The 17,903-nt window shown below is 68.9% G+C and carries 19 protein-coding genes and 1 tRNA gene; 9 read left to right on the top strand and 11 right to left on the bottom strand.

The window, feature by feature from the left end:
- Positions 1 to 231 precede the first annotated feature (231 nt).
- The 3 genes from NAM01S_RS31430 to NAM01S_RS31440 form a co-directional block, all read right to left on the bottom strand.
- Positions 232 to 624, bottom strand: a complete 393-nt coding sequence (locus NAM01S_RS31430) for a VOC family protein (protein WP_084483462.1) — start codon at positions 622 to 624, stop codon at positions 232 to 234.
- Between the two features lie 51 nt (positions 625 to 675).
- The gene (locus tag NAM01S_RS31435; RefSeq protein WP_067792404.1) at positions 676 to 1,089 is read right to left on the bottom strand and encodes an arsenate reductase ArsC; all 414 of its coding nucleotides are present in this window, start codon (positions 1,087 to 1,089) and stop codon (positions 676 to 678) included.
- Positions 1,090 to 1,488: 399 nt separating this feature from the next.
- A complete protein-coding gene (locus NAM01S_RS31440; RefSeq protein ID WP_067792406.1) occupies positions 1,489 to 2,397 on the bottom strand; it encodes an oxygenase MpaB family protein in 909 nt (302 codons plus the stop codon).
- Positions 2,398 to 2,559: 162 nt separating this feature from the next.
- On the opposite strand from NAM01S_RS31440, the gene NAM01S_RS31445 reads away from it, so the two are divergent.
- Positions 2,560 to 3,315, top strand: coding sequence for an SIR2 family NAD-dependent protein deacylase (locus NAM01S_RS31445; protein WP_067792408.1), 756 nt, complete (start codon positions 2,560 to 2,562; stop codon positions 3,313 to 3,315).
- Here NAM01S_RS31445 and NAM01S_RS31450 read toward each other — a convergent pair whose 3' ends face one another.
- Together NAM01S_RS31450 and NAM01S_RS31455 are read right to left on the bottom strand one after the other, a co-directional pair.
- Positions 3,316 to 4,614 carry a D-arabinono-1,4-lactone oxidase gene (locus NAM01S_RS31450; RefSeq protein WP_067792411.1) on the bottom strand — a complete coding sequence of 433 codons (1,299 nt, stop codon included), beginning with the start codon at positions 4,612 to 4,614 and terminating at the stop codon, positions 3,316 to 3,318.
- Between the two features lie 56 nt (positions 4,615 to 4,670).
- Complete coding sequence (locus tag NAM01S_RS31455) at positions 4,671 to 5,345, bottom strand: TetR/AcrR family transcriptional regulator (protein ID WP_067792413.1); 675 nt, start codon at positions 5,343 to 5,345, stop codon at positions 4,671 to 4,673.
- Positions 5,346 to 5,464: 119 nt separating this feature from the next.
- On the opposite strand from NAM01S_RS31455, the gene NAM01S_RS31460 reads away from it, so the two are divergent.
- Positions 5,465 to 6,958 (top strand): MFS transporter, encoded by a 1,494-nt coding sequence (locus NAM01S_RS31460; protein WP_067792415.1) that lies wholly within the window; start codon positions 5,465 to 5,467, stop codon positions 6,956 to 6,958.
- Between the two features lie 153 nt (positions 6,959 to 7,111).
- Here the strand turns inward: NAM01S_RS31460 and NAM01S_RS31465 are convergent, their stop codons facing one another.
- Positions 7,112 to 8,380 (bottom strand): lipase family protein, encoded by a 1,269-nt coding sequence (locus tag NAM01S_RS31465; protein WP_084483463.1) that lies wholly within the window; start codon positions 8,378 to 8,380, stop codon positions 7,112 to 7,114.
- 229 nt (positions 8,381 to 8,609) lie between these two features.
- Here NAM01S_RS31465 and crcB (NAM01S_RS31470) point away from each other — a divergent pair, with 229 nt between their 5' ends.
- From crcB (NAM01S_RS31470) to NAM01S_RS31495, 6 genes are all read left to right on the top strand, one after another.
- Positions 8,610 to 9,014: a fluoride efflux transporter CrcB gene (crcB, locus tag NAM01S_RS31470; protein WP_253799512.1), complete on the top strand. Its 405-nt coding sequence runs from the start codon at positions 8,610 to 8,612 to the stop codon at positions 9,012 to 9,014.
- Between the two features lie 64 nt (positions 9,015 to 9,078).
- Entirely contained in the window at positions 9,079 to 9,441 is a 363-nt protein-coding gene (locus NAM01S_RS31475) for a DUF190 domain-containing protein (protein ID WP_067792417.1), read from the top strand.
- The gene (crcB, locus tag NAM01S_RS31480; protein ID WP_067792420.1) at positions 9,438 to 9,800 is read left to right on the top strand and encodes a fluoride efflux transporter CrcB; all 363 of its coding nucleotides are present in this window, start codon (positions 9,438 to 9,440) and stop codon (positions 9,798 to 9,800) included. The genes NAM01S_RS31475 and crcB (NAM01S_RS31480) overlap by 4 nt, the downstream gene beginning before the upstream one ends.
- A 47-nt stretch (positions 9,801 to 9,847) precedes the next feature.
- Positions 9,848 to 11,491 (top strand): phosphoglucomutase (alpha-D-glucose-1,6-bisphosphate-dependent), encoded by a 1,644-nt coding sequence (gene pgm, locus NAM01S_RS31485; RefSeq protein WP_067792463.1) that lies wholly within the window; start codon positions 9,848 to 9,850, stop codon positions 11,489 to 11,491.
- A complete protein-coding gene (locus NAM01S_RS31490; RefSeq protein ID WP_084483461.1) occupies positions 11,481 to 12,851 on the top strand; it encodes an MFS transporter in 1,371 nt (456 codons plus the stop codon). The genes pgm and NAM01S_RS31490 overlap by 11 nt, the downstream gene beginning before the upstream one ends.
- 261 nt (positions 12,852 to 13,112) lie before the next feature.
- The gene (locus NAM01S_RS31495) at positions 13,113 to 13,814 is read left to right on the top strand and encodes a DsbA family protein (protein ID WP_253799510.1); all 702 of its coding nucleotides are present in this window, start codon (positions 13,113 to 13,115) and stop codon (positions 13,812 to 13,814) included.
- A gap of 606 nt (positions 13,815 to 14,420) precedes the next feature.
- On the opposite strand, the gene NAM01S_RS31500 is transcribed toward NAM01S_RS31495, so the two are convergent.
- The gene (locus tag NAM01S_RS31500) at positions 14,421 to 15,974 is read right to left on the bottom strand and encodes a DUF222 domain-containing protein (protein WP_157107999.1); all 1,554 of its coding nucleotides are present in this window, start codon (positions 15,972 to 15,974) and stop codon (positions 14,421 to 14,423) included.
- Between the two features lie 53 nt (positions 15,975 to 16,027).
- On the opposite strand from NAM01S_RS31500, the gene NAM01S_RS31505 reads away from it, so the two are divergent.
- Positions 16,028 to 16,100: transfer RNA gene (locus NAM01S_RS31505), tRNA-Ala, on the top strand.
- 118 nt (positions 16,101 to 16,218) lie between these two features.
- Here NAM01S_RS31505 and NAM01S_RS35500 read toward each other — a convergent pair.
- The 4 genes from NAM01S_RS35500 to NAM01S_RS31520 form a co-directional block, all read right to left on the bottom strand.
- Positions 16,219 to 16,749, bottom strand: a complete 531-nt coding sequence (locus NAM01S_RS35500) for a helix-turn-helix domain-containing protein (protein ID WP_157108000.1) — start codon at positions 16,747 to 16,749, stop codon at positions 16,219 to 16,221.
- Positions 16,750 to 16,806: 57 nt separating this feature from the next.
- Positions 16,807 to 16,938, bottom strand: a complete 132-nt coding sequence (locus NAM01S_RS36855; protein ID WP_255284346.1) for a hypothetical protein — start codon at positions 16,936 to 16,938, stop codon at positions 16,807 to 16,809.
- Positions 16,939 to 17,126: 188 nt separating this feature from the next.
- Positions 17,127 to 17,339 (bottom strand): hypothetical protein, encoded by a 213-nt coding sequence (locus NAM01S_RS31515; protein WP_067792430.1) that lies wholly within the window; start codon positions 17,337 to 17,339, stop codon positions 17,127 to 17,129.
- Between the two features lie 11 nt (positions 17,340 to 17,350).
- On the bottom strand, positions 17,351 to 17,866 hold the full coding sequence (locus NAM01S_RS31520) for a hypothetical protein (RefSeq protein ID WP_067792433.1): 516 nt from the start codon (positions 17,864 to 17,866) through the stop codon (positions 17,351 to 17,353).
- Positions 17,867 to 17,903: the final 37 nt, after the last annotated feature.

Here is a 17,903-nt window from a genome sequence, read left to right on the forward strand (position 1 = left end):
GCTTCCACGCAACGAGGGACCACCATCCGGTCGCGCGGCCCCTCCCGCCGGTTGCGGTCGACGCGGCGGCCTCACGAGGGGCTGCGGTCCGGTCGGCGGGCTCCGTTCGGTGGTGGTTCGACGCACCGCGACGCGGCCCTGTTAGGAGGACGCTCCGGTTCGGTCGCGCTGCCTGACCTCCGACCCGGCCCGGCGGCGGGCAGAGCCTAGGTCCGGCGGAGTGGCGAAAGCTCAGCCCAACGGCGCGTACAAGTCGATCCCGTTCCCGTCGGGGTCCTGGATGACGGCATAGCGCTGGCCCCACGGCGCGTCCCAGGGCTTCAGTTCGCCTTGGTAACCCGCCGAGACCAGGTCGGCGTAGATCGAGTCCACCTCGGCGGCGTCGGCGCAGCGGAAGGCGAGGCCGATACGGCCCGCGCTGGTCGGCGGTTCCCATTCGGCGTGGAAGGAGCGAACCGTGTCCTCGGTGTCGAGGGCGAGGCGAACGCCGCCGGCGAGCTGGGCTTCGACGTGCGGCTGGGTTTCCGCGTCGGCGGGGAACTCGAGGCCGAGGCGGCGGTAGAAGGCGAGCGAGGCGGCCATGTTCGAGGTGACGATGCCGATGAAGTCCAGTTGCGGTGTCATGTCGGCAGCGTAAGGGCGGCGGGCCGGTTCGGTCTTGAAGGAATCGGACACTCAGTGCTTCGGCGCCGGCACCAGTTCGGCGATGAGGTTCTCGACCAGGATGCGGATGCGGTCGCGGATGGTGCGGACCACCTCGATGGTCTGTCCGGCCGGATCGGGCAGCACCCAGTCGCGGTAGCTGATGCCGGGGAAGAACGGGCACGCGTCGCCGCACCCCATGGTGATCACCACGTCGGAGACGCCGACGGCCTCGTCGGTCAGCTTCTTCGGCGTGTTGTCCGCGATGTCGATGCCGACCTCCGCCATGGCCTCGACCGCGACCGGATTCAGTTCGGCCGCAGGCGCGCTGCCCGCGGACCTGACCTCGATGCGTTCACCGGCGAGAGCGGTCAGAAACCCGGCGGCCATTTGGGATCTGCCTGCGTCGTGCACGCAGACGAACAGCACACTGGGCTTGTGGGCCATGGGACGCCTTTCGGTGGGGCTCGGGGTAATGCGGTACCGGACCCGTCCGACGGCGCGGAGTGGTCCCGGTGCGTGCCGTCCGGGAGGATCGGGCCGAAACGCTGTCGTAGCGTAAGGGATACGGGCGATCGCCCGGCGAGGACGGGGCACCTGTGGCTCCGGTCTTCCTGCCGCGCCGGGGTATTCGCGCTGCTAGAGGCGGTGGGCCTCGAAGTCATTGCCGCGGCGAAGGATTGCCCGCAAATGAGAACGGACCGGTCGGTCGCGAAATTCGCTTTGCGGCCATGAGCATCGCCGAGACCCTTTGTCGCGCTTGATGAATGAGTGCTCCGATCTGGGTCCGGAATGCCGAAACCGCCGCGACGTCCGGATGGCGTCGCGGCGGTCGGTCGTGCTTGCTCAGATCGGGCGCAGATCGATCACCTTGCGCAGCCGCGCCCGGTCGCGCTCGAGGCGGCGCGCCTCGTAGGCGATGGGGAAGTAGCGCACCCGCTCGGGCAGCAGCGGCACGATCCGCCCGATCAGCCAGCCGAGCACCCGCAGTTTGCGTTCGTCGGCGGCGGTCCAGGTGAGGCCGAGCTTGCGGCGCGCGGCCTCCGGTGTGGTGCCGACCGTGACGAAGTACTGCATCCGCCCGATCGGCGCGACGGCGGCGCGCCAGACCGGCGCCAGCGCGCGCGGAAGCTGCTTGGGCGGTGCGACCGAGCGGATCACCCGCAGGTAGTCGTGCGCGGTCGGCGTTTCTTGGAGGTGGTTCTCGACCACGTCGTCGAAGAACTTCTCGAACGCGGCGTAGTTCTCGGGAACCTCTTTGGGCGCCACCGAGAAGTTGCGCATCAACTGCAGTGTCTCCTGGTAGTACGCCTCCTTCTCGGCGTAGGTGAGCGGGCGGCGGCCGAAGTACTTCGCGCTCTCCGTGAACGCGAAGGTCCCGGTGTGCAGCACCCAGGCCCACGGCCCGGAGGCCAGCGCCTTGTGCCGCACGCCCGCGGCGTCGGTGGTGTTCAGCGAGGCGTGCATCGCGCGCAGCCGGTCGGCTTCGGCGAGAGCCTCCTCGCCGCCGTAGACCCACATCATCACCGAGGAAAGGCTGCGCACCGCGCGGCCCATGGGATCGGTGCGGAAGGTGGAGTGCTCGTCGACGACGGCGGAGATGGTCGGCTCCATGGTCTGCAGGAGGAAGGCGGATCCGGCGGTCAGCGAGAACGTGATCAGGCCCGTCTCGTCCCACATCCTGGTGCCCGGCGCGAAGGGGCGGCGTGGCGGCAGCTCCCGCGCGGTGGTTTCGAGTGCGGCGGACGCGGTCATTGCGATCTCCTTTGATCGACCCACTTCAGAGCAATGAGATGATTAGCATACCAATCTCTCATTCTCTTGGCGCGACGAAATCGACCACGATCGGCCGATGGGCGAAGTCGACAATCCGCGCGCGGCCGGAGCGACGGCGGAGCAACGCTTACTCTGGCTGGCATGGGTACGCAGTGGCGCGAGCGCACCGGCCGGATCGGCGTCCTCACCGGCGCGGGCATTTCCACCGATTCCGGGATCCCGGATTTCCGCGGGCCGCGCGGGGTCTGGACGAAAGACCCCATCGCCGAACTGCTCTCGACCTACGACAACTACTTGGCCGATCCGGAGCTCCGGCAGCGGGCGTGGCTGGCCAGGCGCGACAACCCGGCCTGGCAGGCGACCCCCAACGCCGCGCACAAGGCGCTCGCCGAGCTGGCAAGGGCCGGTCGCGCGGTCACGATCATCACCCAGAACATCGACCGCCTGCACCAGCGCGCGGGTTCGGCGCCCGAGCGGGTCATCGAGATCCACGGCAACATGTTCGAGGTCGTCTGCGTGGAGTGCGATTTCGAGACGAGCATGGCCGCCACCCTGGAGCGCGTCGCCGCGGGCGAGCCCGATCCGCCGTGCCCCGAGTGCGGCGGCATCCTCAAGGCCGCGACGATCATGTTCGGCCAGCAGATGGACCACCGCAGCCTGACCAAGGCCGCGCTCACCGCCGAGACCAGCGACATCTTCCTGGCCATCGGCACCTCGCTCCAGGTCGAACCCGCCGCCTCGATGTGCGCCGTCGCCGTCCGCGCTGGCGCCGACCTCGTCATCGTCAACGCCGAACCCACCCCCTACGACGACCTCGCCACCGAGGTCGTCCGCGAACCCATCGGCACCGCCGTCCCCCGCCTGGTCGCCGAAATCCTCGGCGCCGAGGGGAACTGATCAGCCGATGGGGCCGAGGACGCGGTCGAGGTAGGGGTTGGCGAAGCGGCCCTTGGGGTCGAAGCGGCGGCGGACCTCGGTGAAGCGGTCCCAGTCGGGGTAGCGCTCGCGCAGGGTGTCGGCGGTCTGGAAGTGGCGCTTGCCCCAGTGCGGGCGGCCCTGGTAGCGGTCGAAAACCTCTTCGCAGGCGCGGAAGTACGGCTCCCACTCCATGCCGCGGTACTGGTGCACGGCGATATAGCAGGTGTCGCGGCCGCCCGCCGGGGAGAGGAAGGCGTCGTCGGGGGCGACCCAGCGCACCTCGATCGGCATCGGGGTCTGGAAACGAGCCGAGACCTCTTTGATCTCCCGGATGGCCGCGACCGAATGCTCGCGCGGGAGGGCGTATTCCATCTCGGTGAACCGAAACAGCCTCGGCGAGGCGAACACTCGGTAGGAGCGGTCCACCTGGCGGCGGTAACTGCCCGCGTAGGCGGCGCCACGGTGAATCCACGGGATCGCCCCGGCCTGCCACTTGCCGAAGCGGCACAGCGCGTCGAACGCGTAGTTGGACATGAGGATGTCGGCGAACCAGTCCATCATCTTGCCGCGCGGCTGCTCAGGCAGCTCGACGCGGTTGTTGCGCTTGGTCATCGCCAGCGGGCTGTGCGCGAACATGTAGAACTCGAAATGCTCGTTCTCGTCGACATGGGCATCGAGATCGGCGAGCACCTCGTCCACCGGAATCGGTCGTTCGATGCCTTCGAGCACGAACGAGGGCACCAGCTGCAATGTCACGGCGGTGACCACGCCGAGCGCGCCGACGCTGACCCGCGCCGCCCGCCAGCCGTCGGGATCGTTCTCGGCGTCGACCTCGATCCGGCTGCCGTCGGCGAGCACGAGCTCGACGGAATGCAGTGCGGCGGAGATGTTCTGTAGGGCCGCTCCGGTGCCGTGCGTGCCGGTCGCGGTCGCGCCCGCGATGGTCTGCACATCGATGTCGCCGAGGTTGGGGAAGGCCAGCCCGGCGGCGTGCAGTGCGGTGCTCGCCGCGTTGAGGGTGATGCCCGCCTCGACTCGCGCGCGCCCGGTCGCCGTGTCGAGTTCGAGGACGCGGTTCATCCGGGAGAGGTTCAGCAGCAGCCCGTCGGTGCAGACGGTGTCGGTGAAGGAGTGGCCCGCGCCGGCGACGCGGACCGTCTGTCCGCGGTCGGTCGCGCTCGCGAGCAGCTCGGCGAGTTCGTCGTGGTTGCGCGGGGCGGCGATGCTCGCCGGTGCGCAGTGTTGATCGCCGGCCCAGTTCACCCACGAATTGGTCATGCGTCCAACTTTAGGGCATGGGCTGTGACGCGCGCTACCCGAGCTCGGTTTTCGAATTACCTGCGGCGCCCCAGGCAGGTGTGCGCCTTGGCGGCTTCGACGTCGTCGTCGGTCAATGGCGGAACGAGCAACGGCCTGCGCGGGATGGATTCGGCGCGCACCCCGTTCAGCATGATCGCGGCGTAGCGCTGCCAGACCTCGGAATTCACCGGCTTGGCGAACTCGGCGAGCGCGTCGACCATGTGGATCAACGCGAAGAAATCGCTCGCCTCGATCTCGGGTTGCAGGGCGCCGGCGTCGCGGGCCCGCTCGATGACGGCCGCGACGGTCGGCTTGATGCGATCGCGCAACGCGGCGAAACGCTCGGGATCCTCCTCGAGTTCGAGCATGACCTCGCTGAACCCGCGATTGTTCGCCAGGTGCCTGCAGGCGTACTCGAAGAACTGGACGAGTCCCAGCCACGGGTCGGGATGCTGCGCCGCGTCCTCGGCCGCCACGGCGAATTCGCCGATGTGCTGCTCGAAGACCTCGGCGATGAGCTCCTTCTTGTTCGCGAACCGCCGGTACACCGTCCCCACGCCGACACCGGCCTTTTCGGCGACGTCGTCGAGGGTGATCTCGAGTCCGTGGTCGGCGAACAACTCGCGCGCCGCGGCGACGATGCGCTGCTGATTGCGCGCGGCGTCGGCGCGCAGGCGTCGAGGCGGAGAAGTGGCAGTGGCGGGATTCACACCCCCATGCTAGCAACGACCGGGATTAAGTGGAGGCGCTGTCTCCGTTAACGTGATAGCTTCTATCGGTAAGCGGAGATGGTATCTCCGCATCGACGACCCGGACTTCGAGGGGACCTATGACAACCGCGATCGACCGTGGGGCACCGGCCCCCGAGAAAGCCCAGCGCCGCGGCTCACACGCGCTGCGCTGGTGGGTGCTCGCCGTGCTCGGCGTCGCCCAGCTGATGGTGGTGCTCGACGCCACCGTGGTGAACATCGCACTGCCCGCCGCCCAGCAGGATCTCGGCTTCAGCGACGCCGACCGCCAGTGGGTGATCACCGGCTACGCGCTGGCATTCGGCAGCCTGCTGCTGCTCGGCGGACGGCTCAGCGACCTGTTCGGCCGCCGCAACACCTTCATCGTCGGCTTGGTCGGCTTCGCCGTCGCCTCGGCCGTCGGCGGCGCCGCGCCCAACTTCGAGGTGCTCGTCGCGTCCCGCGTCGGCCAGGGCGTGTTCGGCGCGCTGCTCGCGCCCGCCGCGCTCTCGCTGCTCACCGTCACCTTCACCGAACCGTCCGAGCGTGCCAAGGCATTCGGCATCTTCGGCGCGGTCGCGGGTACCGGCGGCGCGATCGGTCTGCTGCTCGGCGGCGCGCTCACCGAGTGGGCGAACTGGCGCTGGGTGATGTTCGTCAACCTCGCCTTCGCGGCCGTCGCGCTGGTCGGCGCGGTGCTGCTGCTGGCCAAGCACGTCAGCGCGGAGCGGCCCAAGCTCGACATTCCCGGCACCGCCGTGGTGACCGCCGCGCTGTTCGGCATCGTCTACGGCTTCTCGCACGCGGAGACCGACGGCTGGACCAACGGCGTCACCCTGGCGTTCCTGTTCGGCGGCGCCGCGCTGCTCGCGGTGTTCGTCTGGCTGGAGACTCGCGTCGCGCATCCGCTGCTGCCGCTGCGCATCCTGCTCGACCGCACCCGCGCCGGCTCCTACATGACCGTGTTCGTGATGGGCATCGGCATGTTCGCGATCTTCCTGTTCCTGACCTACTACATGCAGCTGAGCCTGGGCTATTCGCCGATCAAGACCGGCGTGGCGTTCCTGCCGATGGTGGCGGCCATGATCGTCTCCTCGACGACCGCGCCCTCCCTGCTGCTGCCCAAGTTCGGTCCGAAGATCGTGGTCACGGCCGGCTTCCTGGTCGCCGCGGCGGGCATGGCCTGGCTGACCAGGATCGGCCTGGACACCGGTTACGGCACGCACATCCTGCCCGCGCTGATCCTGATGGGTCTCGGCCTCGGTGGCGCCATGGCGACCGCCTTCCAGGGCGCGACGGCCGGCGTCCAGCACGAGGACGCCGGTGTGGCGTCTGCCATGATCAACACCAGCCAGCAGGTCGGCGGCTCCATCGGCACCGCGCTGCTGAGCACGATCGCCGCCTCGGCCGCCACGGACTACCTGTCCACCGCGCAGCCGGGCCCGCTGGCCGTCGCGCAGGCGCAGATCGAGAGCTACACCACCAGCTTCTGGTGGGCGACAGCGACATTCGTCCTCGGCGCGGTGCTCTCGGCGGTGCTGATGCCGAACACCGCGCCCGCACCCGCGGAGGGTGAGCCGGTGCTCGCGCACTGACTCCCGGATGCGTCGCACTACGCCAACGGTGGTCGCGCACTGAACAATCGGTGCTCGCGCACTGAACAATCGGTGCTCGCGCACTGAGCCGACATCCGAACAACGCAGCGCCCGCGCCGGTTTCGACCGGACGCGGGCGCTGTGCTGTGCGGATCAGCAGTTGCTCGGCGCCGGGAACCCCGCGAATCGATCGGACAGATAACCGAAGGCCCGCGGCGCGCCCTGGGTGATCGCGCCGCCGTGGTCGACGCCGGGCAGGATGTCGAGCTGAACCGGCGTGCCCGCTTGGCAGTAGCGCCCGGCGACCGCGCGGACCAGGTCCGGATCGACCTCGTCGGCCGCACCGTGCCACTCGTACAGCGGAACGCGCGGGACGCCGGGGAAGGTCTCCAGGCTGTTCTCGTGCAGCACGCGGACGAGGGATGGATCGGCGTCCATCGGGCTGTCGAGCACGTCGGAGAAACTGCGGTTCGCGCCCGCGCTGATGATCTGCTCGGCGCACGCGTTGGCGATCCGGTCGCGCAGCTCCACTCCGGCCGGATTGAGCAGCCGCGACATCGCCACCTGTCCGGGGTATTCGCGTTCCAAGCCCACCGTTACCGCGAATCCCAGGCCGAACAGCGGATTCGGGGTGGTGCCGAGATCGCGGGCGAGCTTGCCCATGTTCATCGGAACGCCGCCCATGGCGACGCCGACGATCGGCAGCTCCGGCGCGTACTCCGGGGCGAGCGCCGCGGCGAATCCGGTGGCCATCCCGCCGCCGGAATACCCCGTCATGCCCACCGGACTTGCCGCGAGGCCGGCGGGGGCGAAACGCTTGGCCGCGCGGATGCCGTCGAGGGTGATACGGCCGCCGAGCTGGGCAGCGCCATACGCGCTCGTCGGGCCGAGGTGGTCGGGCACCGCGACGGCCCAGCCCCTGGCCAGCAGCAGATTCAACGCGGGCGCCTCGCGCATGCCACCGTCGAAGAGGCTGTGCGAGGGCGCGCAGTGCATGCCGAGCGAGTTGACGAACGGCTGATACGACACCAGCGGCCGGTCGAGCCCGCCGCCCGGCGGCACAAGCACCGTGGTCACCGCCGCGATCGGTTCGTCCGCCGAGTTCGTGGAGCGGAACAGCAACTGCCAGACCGTGGAACCCGGAAAGTTCGCGGCGGGCACCATCCTGCTGCGCACCACGTCACCGGGTTGGAATCGGTCCAAATCGGCTGGCGCGGCGTAGAACTCGTCGGCGTCGGGAACGGGATAGACCGGCGAGGCGCTCGCGGGCACTGCGTGCCCGACACAGGCCGCGGCGGCGAGTGCGGCCAGTGCCAGTCGCCGCAGCGCGCGCAGCCCCCTGCTCGAAGTTTGCTGTCGCCCGGTGCGATGCGCTGTCGCCGTCTTCGGACGCGCGATCGGTACTGTCCGTCGTGCCGCCATCGTCGCTCCAGTGCCGAAGGGATTGGGGAGGGTGGAACCGCGGCGAAAACCTTCGGGGCATTCGTAGTCGGCGGCCGAACGCATGTCAACGAACGCGGCTGTTCGTCACCCGTGTCCCCGCCCGAACCGACCGCGTGGTCCTACCGATAGCATGACGCCGGTGACGTTCGGCGCGGCAGGAGGTCAGCAGATGGGCTCGCAAGCCCGTACCCCGGCCGTCGAGCCCGCGGTGCTCGCGGTGATCTCCGTGGGCGGCGGAATCGGCGCCGTGATGCGCTATCTCGTCGGTCTGCGGTGGCCGTCGCAGCCGTACCAGGTGCCGTGGGCGACCTTCGCAGTCAATGTCGTCGGTTGCTTCTCGATCGGAATTCTGATGGTTCTGATCACCGAGGTGTGGGTAGCCCACAGACTGCTGCGCCCCTTTCTCGGGGTCGGGTTGCTGGGCGGTTTCACGACCTTTTCGACCTACAGCGTCGAGATTCGTAGACTGCTCGAATCGGGCGCGGCGATCGAGGCGTTCGGCTATCTCGGGGGGACGGTGGCGGCGTCGCTCGGCGCGGTCTGGCTCGGCATGGGGGTGGCGCGGCTCTCGGCGGGCACGACACGGCCGCGACGGCGCGGTGGACGACAGTGAACGACGCGGCGCCCGCAGGCGGCGCGGTGGACGACTTGTACGTACGACGGAAGGGGGTCAGGCGATGAGTGGTTCACCTGCGGACGCGGGTCGGTGGCAGCAGGCCGCGCGGTTGACGGTGCTGCTCGACGAGGACGACAAGTGGCGGCACGGCCCCCTGTTCCACGAGATCGTGCGCCGCGCCCGCGACGCCGGTCTGGCCGGCGCAAGCGTGTGGCGCGGCGTGGAAGGCTATGGCGCGTCCTCGCGTATCCACACCAGCCGCATCCTCGACCTCGCCGAGCACCTACCCGTGCAGGTCATGATCGTGGACGAGACGCAGCGGCTGCGCGAGTTCGTGGCGGAGAACGCCGAGGTGCTCGCCGGCGTGACCGTCACGTTGTCGCCGGTGGAGACCTGGCAACCCGCCCTCGGGGCCGCCCGATGATGGCGGTACTCGTCGTGGTCGGCGGTATGGTCGGCGCGCCTTTGCGCTATCTGATCGACCGCGCGATGGCCGCGCGTTTCGAATCCCTGCTGCCTTTGGGAACTTTGACCGTTAACATTGTCGGTTCGGCGGTGCTGGGCGGATTGATCGGCGCGAGCGCGGGCAGTTGGATTCTCGAGGTAGCGGGAACCGGTTTCTGTGGTGCGTTGACGACGTTCAGCACGTTCGGTTACGAGACCATCCGGCTGGTCGCGGACGGCGCCTACCTCTACGCGGTGGGCAATGTCGTGATCAGCGTGACGGCCAGTTTGGCCGCGGTGTACGCCGCCGCGTCCGCGACCCAGTGGTTGTGGGCATGATCCTGATGACGAGCCGGGCGCAGCCGACCTGGAAGGGAGACCCGAGCATGGCCCATGATCGAGCCGGGCGACCCGCGCGGGCGACCGACCTGGAGGACATCGCCCACCTGGTGACCGCCTACTACAGCCACATTCCCAACCCCGCGGATCCGGCGCAGCAGGTGGTGTTCGGCACCTCGGGGCATCGCGGGTCGAGCCTGGACAGCGCGTTCAACGAGGCGCACATCCTGGCGATCACCCAGGCCATCGTGGAATACCGCGCCACCCGCGGCATCACCGGTCCGGTGTACCTCGCCAGAGACACGCACGCGCTGTCCGAGCCCGCATGGACCACCGCGCTCGAGGTGCTCGCGGCCAACGACGTGACCGCGGTGATCGACGCACGCGACCGCTACACGCCGACGCCCGCCCTGAGTCACGCGGTGCTGCGCCACAACACCAACGGCACCAGACATCAAGCCGACGGCATCGTGGTCACCCCGTCGCACAACCCGCCCCGTGACGGCGGCTTCAAATACAACCCGCCGCACGGCGGTCCGGCCGACACGGTCGCCACCGACGCCATCGCCGCGCGGGCGAACGAGCTGCTGCGCACCGGCTTGTCCGAGGTGAAACGGACGACGCTGCAACACGCGATGGCCACCTGCGTCGAGCGCTACGACTATCTCGACCACTACATCGCCGATCTGCCGAACGTATTGAATCTGGACGCGATTCGTGGCGCGGGCATCCGCCTCGGCGCCGACCCGATGGGCGGCGCCAGCGTCGACTACTGGGAGGAGATCGGCCAGCGCTACGACCTCGAGCTCGAGGTAGTCAACCCGTTCGTCGACCCGACCTGGCGTTTCATGACGCTGGACAGCGACGGCAAGATCCGGATGGACCCGTCCTCGCGCTACGCCATGGCGGCGCTGGTCGCGATCAAGGACGACTACGACATCTCCACCGGCAACGACGCCGACGCCGACCGGCACGGCATCGTCACGCCCGACGGCGGGCTGATGAATCCCAACCACTTCCTCGCCGTCGCGATCGAATACCTGGTGGCGAACCGGATCGGCTGGGACGCGCTGACCAAGATCGGCAAGACGGTGGTCACCTCGTCCATGATCGACCGGGTGGTCGGCGTGCTCGGCCGCGACGTGCACGAGGTGCCGGTCGGGTTCAAGTGGTTCGTGCCCGGATTGTTCAGCGGCAGTCTCGCTTTCGGCGGCGAGGAGAGCGCGGGCGCGTCGTTTCTTCGGATGGACGGCACGGTGTGGACCACCGACAAGGACGGCATCCTGCTCGCGCTGCTCGCCGCCGAGATCGCCGCCTGCACCGGGCAGACGCCGTCCGCGCGCTACGTCGAACTCGAGCGCCGCTACGGCAGCCCGGCCTACGCGCGCATCGACGCCGCGGCCACCGCGGAACAGAAAGCGCGGTTGGCGAGGTTGACTCCCGATGTGATCACCACCGAAGAGATCGCGGGCGAGCCGATCACCGCCGTGCTCACCCGCGCCCGAGGCAACGGCGCGCCGCTCGGCGGACTCAAAGTCACCACCGAGAACGCCTGGTTCGCGGCGCGTCCGTCCGGGACCGAGGACAAGTACAAGATCTACGCGGAGTCGTTCCACGGCAGCGAGCACCTGGCCCAGGTGCAGGCGGCCGCGGAGGAGATGGTGGGCAAGGCGCTGACAGGTGAGCGGTAGAGCCGAGTCGCAGGCGGACGCCGGAGCCGGGCCGCGTAGCGCTGGGACGCTGCCCAGCGAGATCTGGGTGTTGATCGGGGCGGCGTTCGTCATCGCCATCGGGTTCGGCTTGGTGGCGCCGGTGCTTCCGCAGTTCGCGCGCAGCTTCGGCGTCGGTGTCGCGGCCGCTTCCGCGATCGTCAGCGCGTTCGCGTTGATGCGGCTGCTGTTCGCGCCGGTCAGCGGTCGGTTGGTGCAGCGGCTCGGTGAGCGCTGGGTGTATCTGTCCGGCCTGGTGATCGTCGCGGTGTCCACCGGGGCGAGCGCGCTGGCTCAGACTTATTGGCAGCTCCTGGCCTTGCGCTCGGTGGGCGGCATCGGCTCGACCATGTTCACCGTGTCGTCGTTGGCGCTGGTGATTCGCTTGTCGCCGCCCGAGCAGCGCGGGCGGGTGTCGGGGCTGTGGTCGACGAGCTTCCTGGTCGGCTCGGTGAGCGGTCCGCTGGTGGGCGGTGCGCTGGCCGGACTCGGGCTGCGGGCGCCGTTTCTCATCTACGCCGCGGCGCTGCTCGCGGTGAGCGCCGCGGTCTATCTGAGCCTGCGCCATTCGCATCTGGCCGCGCCGGAGGTCAGCGGGGAACTGCGCGTCATGACCTTCCGTCAGGCGCTGGCCCGCCCTGCCTACCGCGCGGTGCTGTGGTCCAACTTCGCCAACGGCGCGGCCATCTTCGGCGTCCGGATGGCGCTGGTGCCGCTGCTCGTGGTGGAGGTGCTTCAGCAGCCAGCGGGGATGGCGGGCGTCGCGTTGACGGCCTTCGCGGCGGGCAATGTCGCGGTGCTTTTCCTGTCCGGCAGGCTGTCGGACAGGTGGGGGCGCAAGCCGTTCCTCGTCGTCGGCTCGCTGGTGTGCGCGCTCGGCACCGCCGGGCTCGGGTACGCGCCGAACTTCGGCTGGCTGCTGGTGACGTCCGTCGTCGCCGGGCTCGGCTCGGGCATGCTGACGCCGACCCAGCAGGCCGCGCTCGCCGACATCCTCGGCCCAAAGGCGCGTGGCGGGCCGGTGCTCGCGGGCTTCCAGATGGCGGCCGATCTCGGCACCGTGCTCGGGCCGATCGCCGTGGGCGCGCTCGCCCAGCACACCTCCTACGGGCCCGCCCTCGCGGTGACCGGTGCGCTGCTGGCCATCGCGGCCGCGGCGTGGTTGGTCGTGCCGGAAACGCTGCGCGGGCACACCGCCGAGGTCGAGACCGATCATGTCGCGGCGGTGCCGTGCGACGACGCGGAGTATCAGCTCGCGCACCGTGCGGCGGACGAGTGCGAGGAAGCGCGCGGACAGACTCACGAGGAACGATCACCCTCGCCCACCGGGGCGCGCCGCTAGCCCGATGAGAAGCCGCCTCGGGCTTGCCACACACTTTGCTGACGCCTCACACAGTCAGCGGCTCTGTGAGGCGTTCACATGGTGTGTGGGGCTCGCGCCCCCCGCACGGCCCGGCGCACATCGGAGGCGGGGATTGCGGCAGAGTGATGGTGTGAGCGAGCCTCAGCGAGTGACCCAGCAGCACAGTGCGTCGCGGTGTACGACTCGGCCGAGCGTGGGCGCGGCATGAACCAACCGCGTTCGAACTACACACCGCGCCCGATGTCCAGCGCGACCAGCTACGCCCTCGGCGGTGTCGCGCTCGCCCTGATCGCGTTGATCGTTTTCCTCGCGTTCCGCTCGGGGCGCGACGAACCGGCCGTGCGCAACGACGGCTACGGCCCCGTGCGCGATCCAGGCGTTGTCGCGGTGCTGCAACCCGACGGCGTGGTTCTCCTCGGCAAGCCCGGGGCACCCAAGACGATCGATGTCTACGAGGATCCGCTGTGCCCCGCCTGCGGCGGGCTCGAGCGCGTCTACGGCCAGGAACTCGCCCAGAAACTGGACGAGGGCAAACTCGCGGTGCGGTACCACTACGTCAACTTCCTCGACCCCAAGTCCAGCAGCAAGGACTACTCCACCCGCGCGATCGCGGCCAACGAATGCGTCGCCGAGGCGGGCAACGGTCCCGTCTACGCCAAGTTCCACGAGCTGCTCTTCGCCTCGAAGCAGCCGAAAGAAGGCGGCGACGACCTGAGCAACGAGGAGCTTTCCGTACTGGCGCGGGACGCCGGAGCCCAAGAGCAGGCCGTCCAGTGCATCGCTACCGGTGCGAAGGTGGAATCCGCCAAGGCGCACGCGAAGGCCGCCACGGACGACCTGAACGCACGGCTGGACGGTCCCGCCGCGACGCCGTCGGTGTTCGACGGGACGAACAAGGTCGATGTGAACAACGAGGAGTGGGTGGCCCAGCTGGCTCCCTGAGCCGCCGGCCCGACTTCGCGGAGTATCCCGACGCCAACTAGGTGCGGCTGGCCGGGAGCGCGATCCTCGAGTGCTGCTCCGTGGCTGGTGCCTGCGGATGGCAGGTCGGATGATCCGGCTCCTGCGGCGCGCATTGGCGCAGCGGCGCCGACGCGTCTGCCGCTGAATCCGTAGGAGTCGAACGGCGACCCTCGAGGTCATCGAGCCGCGTGTCTCTCCCGTCGCGTCGACCGGGTGCCGAGGTGTGGGCTGGCCGGGAGTGCGATCCTCGAGTGCTGCTCCGTGGCTGGTGCCTGCGGATGGCAGGTCGGATGATCCGGCTCCTGCGGCGCATCCGGCGCCGCGGCGCCGACGCGTCTGCCGCTGAATTCGCGGGAGTCGAACGGCGACCCTCGAGGTCATCGAGCCGCGTGTCTCTCCCGTCGCGTCGACCGGGTGCCGAGGTGTGGGCTGGCCGGGAGTGCGATCCTCGAGTGCTGCTCCGTGGCTGGTGCCTGCGGATGGCAGGTCCGATGATCCGGCTCCTCCGGCGCGCATTCGCCCGAGTCGCGTGAGCCGACTGTTCCGTGGCGAGACGTCGCCCTTTCCGGCCGGTCGGTGCGCGACTCAGGCGTGGTGTGCGGTGTCGTCCGGGATGTCGTCCTCGGGGGCGATTCGGGCGAGTTGGCGGTGCAGCGGGATGTGGCCGTCGAGCGGGTAGAGCAGATCCTCGCCGGTCGGGCGGTCGGCGGTGAACGCGGTGATCGGTACGTCCCGCTCGGACGGATTCGACTCGGTCGGGACGCTTCGGGCGCGGCTCGACGCGTGGTCGCATGTCGGTCCTACGGAACTCGAAACAGCTTGCGTACCAGCAGTTTCGATCGAGGGAAGTTCGATATCGGTGTGCGGGAACAGATATCGCGCACCCTCGCGCACGGTGGTGTGCACTTCACCGTTCGGCGCGGTCCACTGCCACCGATCGCGATCGGCGCGCCATACTCGCCACTGTTTCCGCTTGTCCGCCAACGACTTCAGGCGTACGTGCCGCGAACAGAGCACCGCGAGTCCGCCGCCGCTGCGCTCCAGTTCGCCTTCCGCGGCGGGAATCGTGCAGCCCGGAAACCGGCACATCCCGTCCACCGCCCGAATCTCGCTCGCGATGCGTCGCAGCGCCGCCTCCTCGTCTTCGGTGTGCTCGCGAACCACCTGAAACGTCGCATGCTCGGCCAGCAATCGGGCCAGCGCCGCATCGATAGGCCCGTAGCCGGCCAGGAATGCGGGCGCCTGCCGCATGTCGAGCAAGGTGTCCGAGGCGATCCCGATCTGGATCAGCGGCCGTCGCGGCGGTTCCGCGGGAACGCCGGCCTTGGGACACCGTTCGCCGCGGCCGCAGCGGCAACGCAGCCGTCCCGACCCGTCCGCCAGCGCCACCAGCGCGTCGGCCCGCCGCTGCGGCATCGTCCGCGGATCCGCCGCGCAGACCTGCAAGCTCATCTCCCGCAACCGCATCGCGACCGTCTGCGCGCCGGGCGCGGGCAGCAGTCCGTCGAACACCGCCATGCTGTCCTGCACCGCCCGAATCCGCACGTCGCGGTCCTCTTGCCGCCGTTCCCGGCGCCGTTGCGTGCCCGCCGGATCCAGCCGGTTCGCCCACCGCCGCGCCGCCTGCCGCAGCCGCGCCGGATTCGTCCGCGCCGCCGCCTCCAGCAGCCGCGGCTCCAGCGCGTCGACGACCTCCTTCGTCAACGCCCGCGTGCTGTCCACGATGACCCGCACCTTCGCCAGGTCGATCCGCCCCGCCGCGAACGCCATCCGAGTGCGAGGCAGTGCCTCCTCCAGCACCAACCCGATATCGATCAGCGCCCCCGCGGTGCCCTCGTCCACATAGAGCGCGACCGCCGCCTCGGCCGCCGCGAACTCCCCGGCTCGCACCCCGCCCGGCCCCGGCTCCGCGCTCGCGGCCCGATGCCGCCGATACAGCTCACGCACCGCGAACACCTCCGCCGCCTGAGCCGCGGCCGCCGCCCCATGCACCGCCCTGAGCGCCTCGATCAACCCTTCGTCACTCATGGCCCCGAAGTCCATCGCAGAGAGCTGATTCTGTTCGAACATGTGTTCGATTCTACGGTCCGAGTTCACCCCACCGCCACCCCTTTTTCCAGGCGATTTGGTTGCAGACACGCCGGTGGTGTAACTTTCATCAGGCGCGAGGGAAACCGAGCGCGACCCACCAAGGGGCTATGGCGCAGCTGGTAGCGCACCACACTGGCAGTGTGGGGGTCAGGGGTTCGAGTCCCCTTAGCTCCACTTCAAGGAGTAGGGCAGAAGTGTCCTACTCCTTACTCCCGTCTTTGCTGGGGTTTTTGGGCATCACCTTGCGCACAAATGGACGTCGCGGTTGCCGTTCGGTGTGATTCTCGGTGTGTCAGGTCCGGGTTCGTCTGTGGGTGTCGCGAGTGCGAATGCCGCGGTCATGTAGACGGTTGACGACGGTGGTCGGGTCGACGGAGAGGTGTCTGGCGACTTCGGCCAGAGACCAGCCGCGGTTGTAGAGGTCGATGGCTTGGTCGATTTGTTCGGGGGACAGGCCGCGTCGTCGCATAGGGATGTTGTTCCGGTGCAGGATCGCGCTGGCGGTTCGGCGGTGGATGCCGAATCTGTCGCCCAGTTCGTAGGTCGTCGCGCCGGCCACGTATTGCTGGATCAAGGTCTGGGTCTGTTCGGGGTCCAGTCCTCGTGCGCGCCGTTGCGGAGGCCGGCGGGCGGGCAGCGATGCAGAGGGTGAGTTCGTGTCGCCGATCGCGTTGCGAGGGTCTTGGTCCCGGGGCTCGTCGGTTGTCTGCTCTTGTGTGAGTTGGATGAGTAGTTTTGCGAGCTTATTGACGTCGGGTGGGTCACGACGGTCGCTGCGTACACGGACCTCGGCCGATCGGGTGGTGTTGTTCGACGGTGTCATACGTCTATCCTCGGCCGGGTTTACGGCGCCGGCCACGATGTCCCTCTGCGGCATCGGTTAGTTGGTGAGGTCGTGTTCCCATCTGGCGAAGCGTGCACGCATTGCGGTGATGGTGTTTTCGTCGATTCCGTAGGCGGTGAAGTCGCGATCAGGGATCTGGTGCAGGAACGACAGGGACTCGGCGAACATGGTCGAGTCGAAGCCGGGTTGTGGTCGGTGGCGATCGTAATCAGCTGTTGCTGTGAATAGCGCCCGCTGTCGAGAATCGCATCGATATCGAGGTAGTCGCGGGGTGCCCATCGGTTGAACAGGGCGTCCATCTTGCCTGCCACCGCGTCGTCGGGGTGCAGGACAGGCCCGACTTCCAGTAGCACCGGCTACCGGGATCGCCAGAATACGCCGAGGTCGACTTTGGATGCGTAACTGTCGGGGTAGGTGACGGTGAGCTGCACGAGGTCCGGGGTTCGGCGAATGGTCGCGACCGAGAGTCCGGCGGCCTCGAACGCGCCGATCACGTCATCGGCGACGTCACCGGGGGGCCCGCGAACGTCGGAGAACAGGTCGACGTCCTCGGATGGCCGTGTGCCCATCCCGTGCAGTGCTACAGCGTGTCCGCCGCCAAGGACGAAGCCGCGGCGGCCGACGGTGCAATGCGATCCGTGCCAGTTCGTGCTGTCGTGGATCCATCAGGCGGTGGCCCGGAGCTGCGGAAACATCTGCTCCCACAAGGCGCGTACTGGCCGGGCCGTGTGGCGGGGTCGTAGTCGAACTCGCGCGCCTCGTCCTGGCTGGAGAACTCGAGTATGACCGACTCGTTCGTGATCTGGGCGTCGACGGCGTAGTCGATGCGGTAGTCCTCGACGATGCCGGGATCGAGGAGGTCGCGGGGCAGGCGCAGAATCAGCCGGTGGGTGCCCCAGTTGGCGACGTAGAGGTGCGCGTCGTAGTAGCACTCCATCAACCGGCCGGGATCGCCCTTGAAATCGCCCCAGTGATACTGGTTCACGAAACGGGTGGCGGTAATTCTTGCCCTGGTCGACAGCGAGTGCACCGCTGCCTGATCGTCGTCGAGTGGCCGGTCGAGGGCCAAGAATTCGTAGTACTGATACTCGCTCACGACTCGGGTCGGGAGACAGGCCGCCGCGGCGCATGTG

This window comes from Nocardia amikacinitolerans NBRC 108937 (assembly GCF_001612615.1).
Lineage (GTDB): Bacteria > Actinomycetota > Actinomycetes > Mycobacteriales > Mycobacteriaceae > Nocardia > Nocardia amikacinitolerans.

Coding starts and splice junctions, on each gene's coding strand:
- NAM01S_RS31430 (WP_084483462.1), bottom strand. CDS start 624: ATGACACCGCAACTGGACTTCATCGGCATCGTCACCTCGAACATGGCC.
- NAM01S_RS31435 (WP_067792404.1), bottom strand. CDS start 1,089: ATGGCCCACAAGCCCAGTGTGCTGTTCGTCTGCGTGCACGACGCAGGC.
- NAM01S_RS31440 (WP_067792406.1), bottom strand. CDS start 2,397: ATGACCGCGTCCGCCGCACTCGAAACCACCGCGCGGGAGCTGCCGCCA.
- NAM01S_RS31445 (WP_067792408.1), top strand. CDS start 2,560: ATGGGTACGCAGTGGCGCGAGCGCACCGGCCGGATCGGCGTCCTCACC.
- NAM01S_RS31450 (WP_067792411.1), bottom strand. CDS start 4,614: ATGACCAATTCGTGGGTGAACTGGGCCGGCGATCAACACTGCGCACCG.
- NAM01S_RS31460 (WP_067792415.1), top strand. CDS start 5,465: ATGACAACCGCGATCGACCGTGGGGCACCGGCCCCCGAGAAAGCCCAG.
- NAM01S_RS31465 (WP_084483463.1), bottom strand. CDS start 8,380: ATGGCGGCACGACGGACAGTACCGATCGCGCGTCCGAAGACGGCGACA.
- NAM01S_RS31475 (WP_067792417.1), top strand. CDS start 9,079: ATGAGTGGTTCACCTGCGGACGCGGGTCGGTGGCAGCAGGCCGCGCGG.
- crcB (WP_067792420.1), top strand. CDS start 9,438: ATGATGGCGGTACTCGTCGTGGTCGGCGGTATGGTCGGCGCGCCTTTG.
- pgm (WP_067792463.1), top strand. CDS start 9,848: ATGGCCCATGATCGAGCCGGGCGACCCGCGCGGGCGACCGACCTGGAG.
- NAM01S_RS31495 (WP_253799510.1), top strand. CDS start 13,113: ATGTCCAGCGCGACCAGCTACGCCCTCGGCGGTGTCGCGCTCGCCCTG.
- NAM01S_RS35500 (WP_157108000.1), bottom strand. CDS start 16,749: ATGACACCGTCGAACAACACCACCCGATCGGCCGAGGTCCGTGTACGC.
- NAM01S_RS36855 (WP_255284346.1), bottom strand. CDS start 16,938: ATGTTCGCCGAGTCCCTGTCGTTCCTGCACCAGATCCCTGATCGCGAC.
- NAM01S_RS31515 (WP_067792430.1), bottom strand. CDS start 17,339: ATGGGCACACGGCCATCCGAGGACGTCGACCTGTTCTCCGACGTTCGC.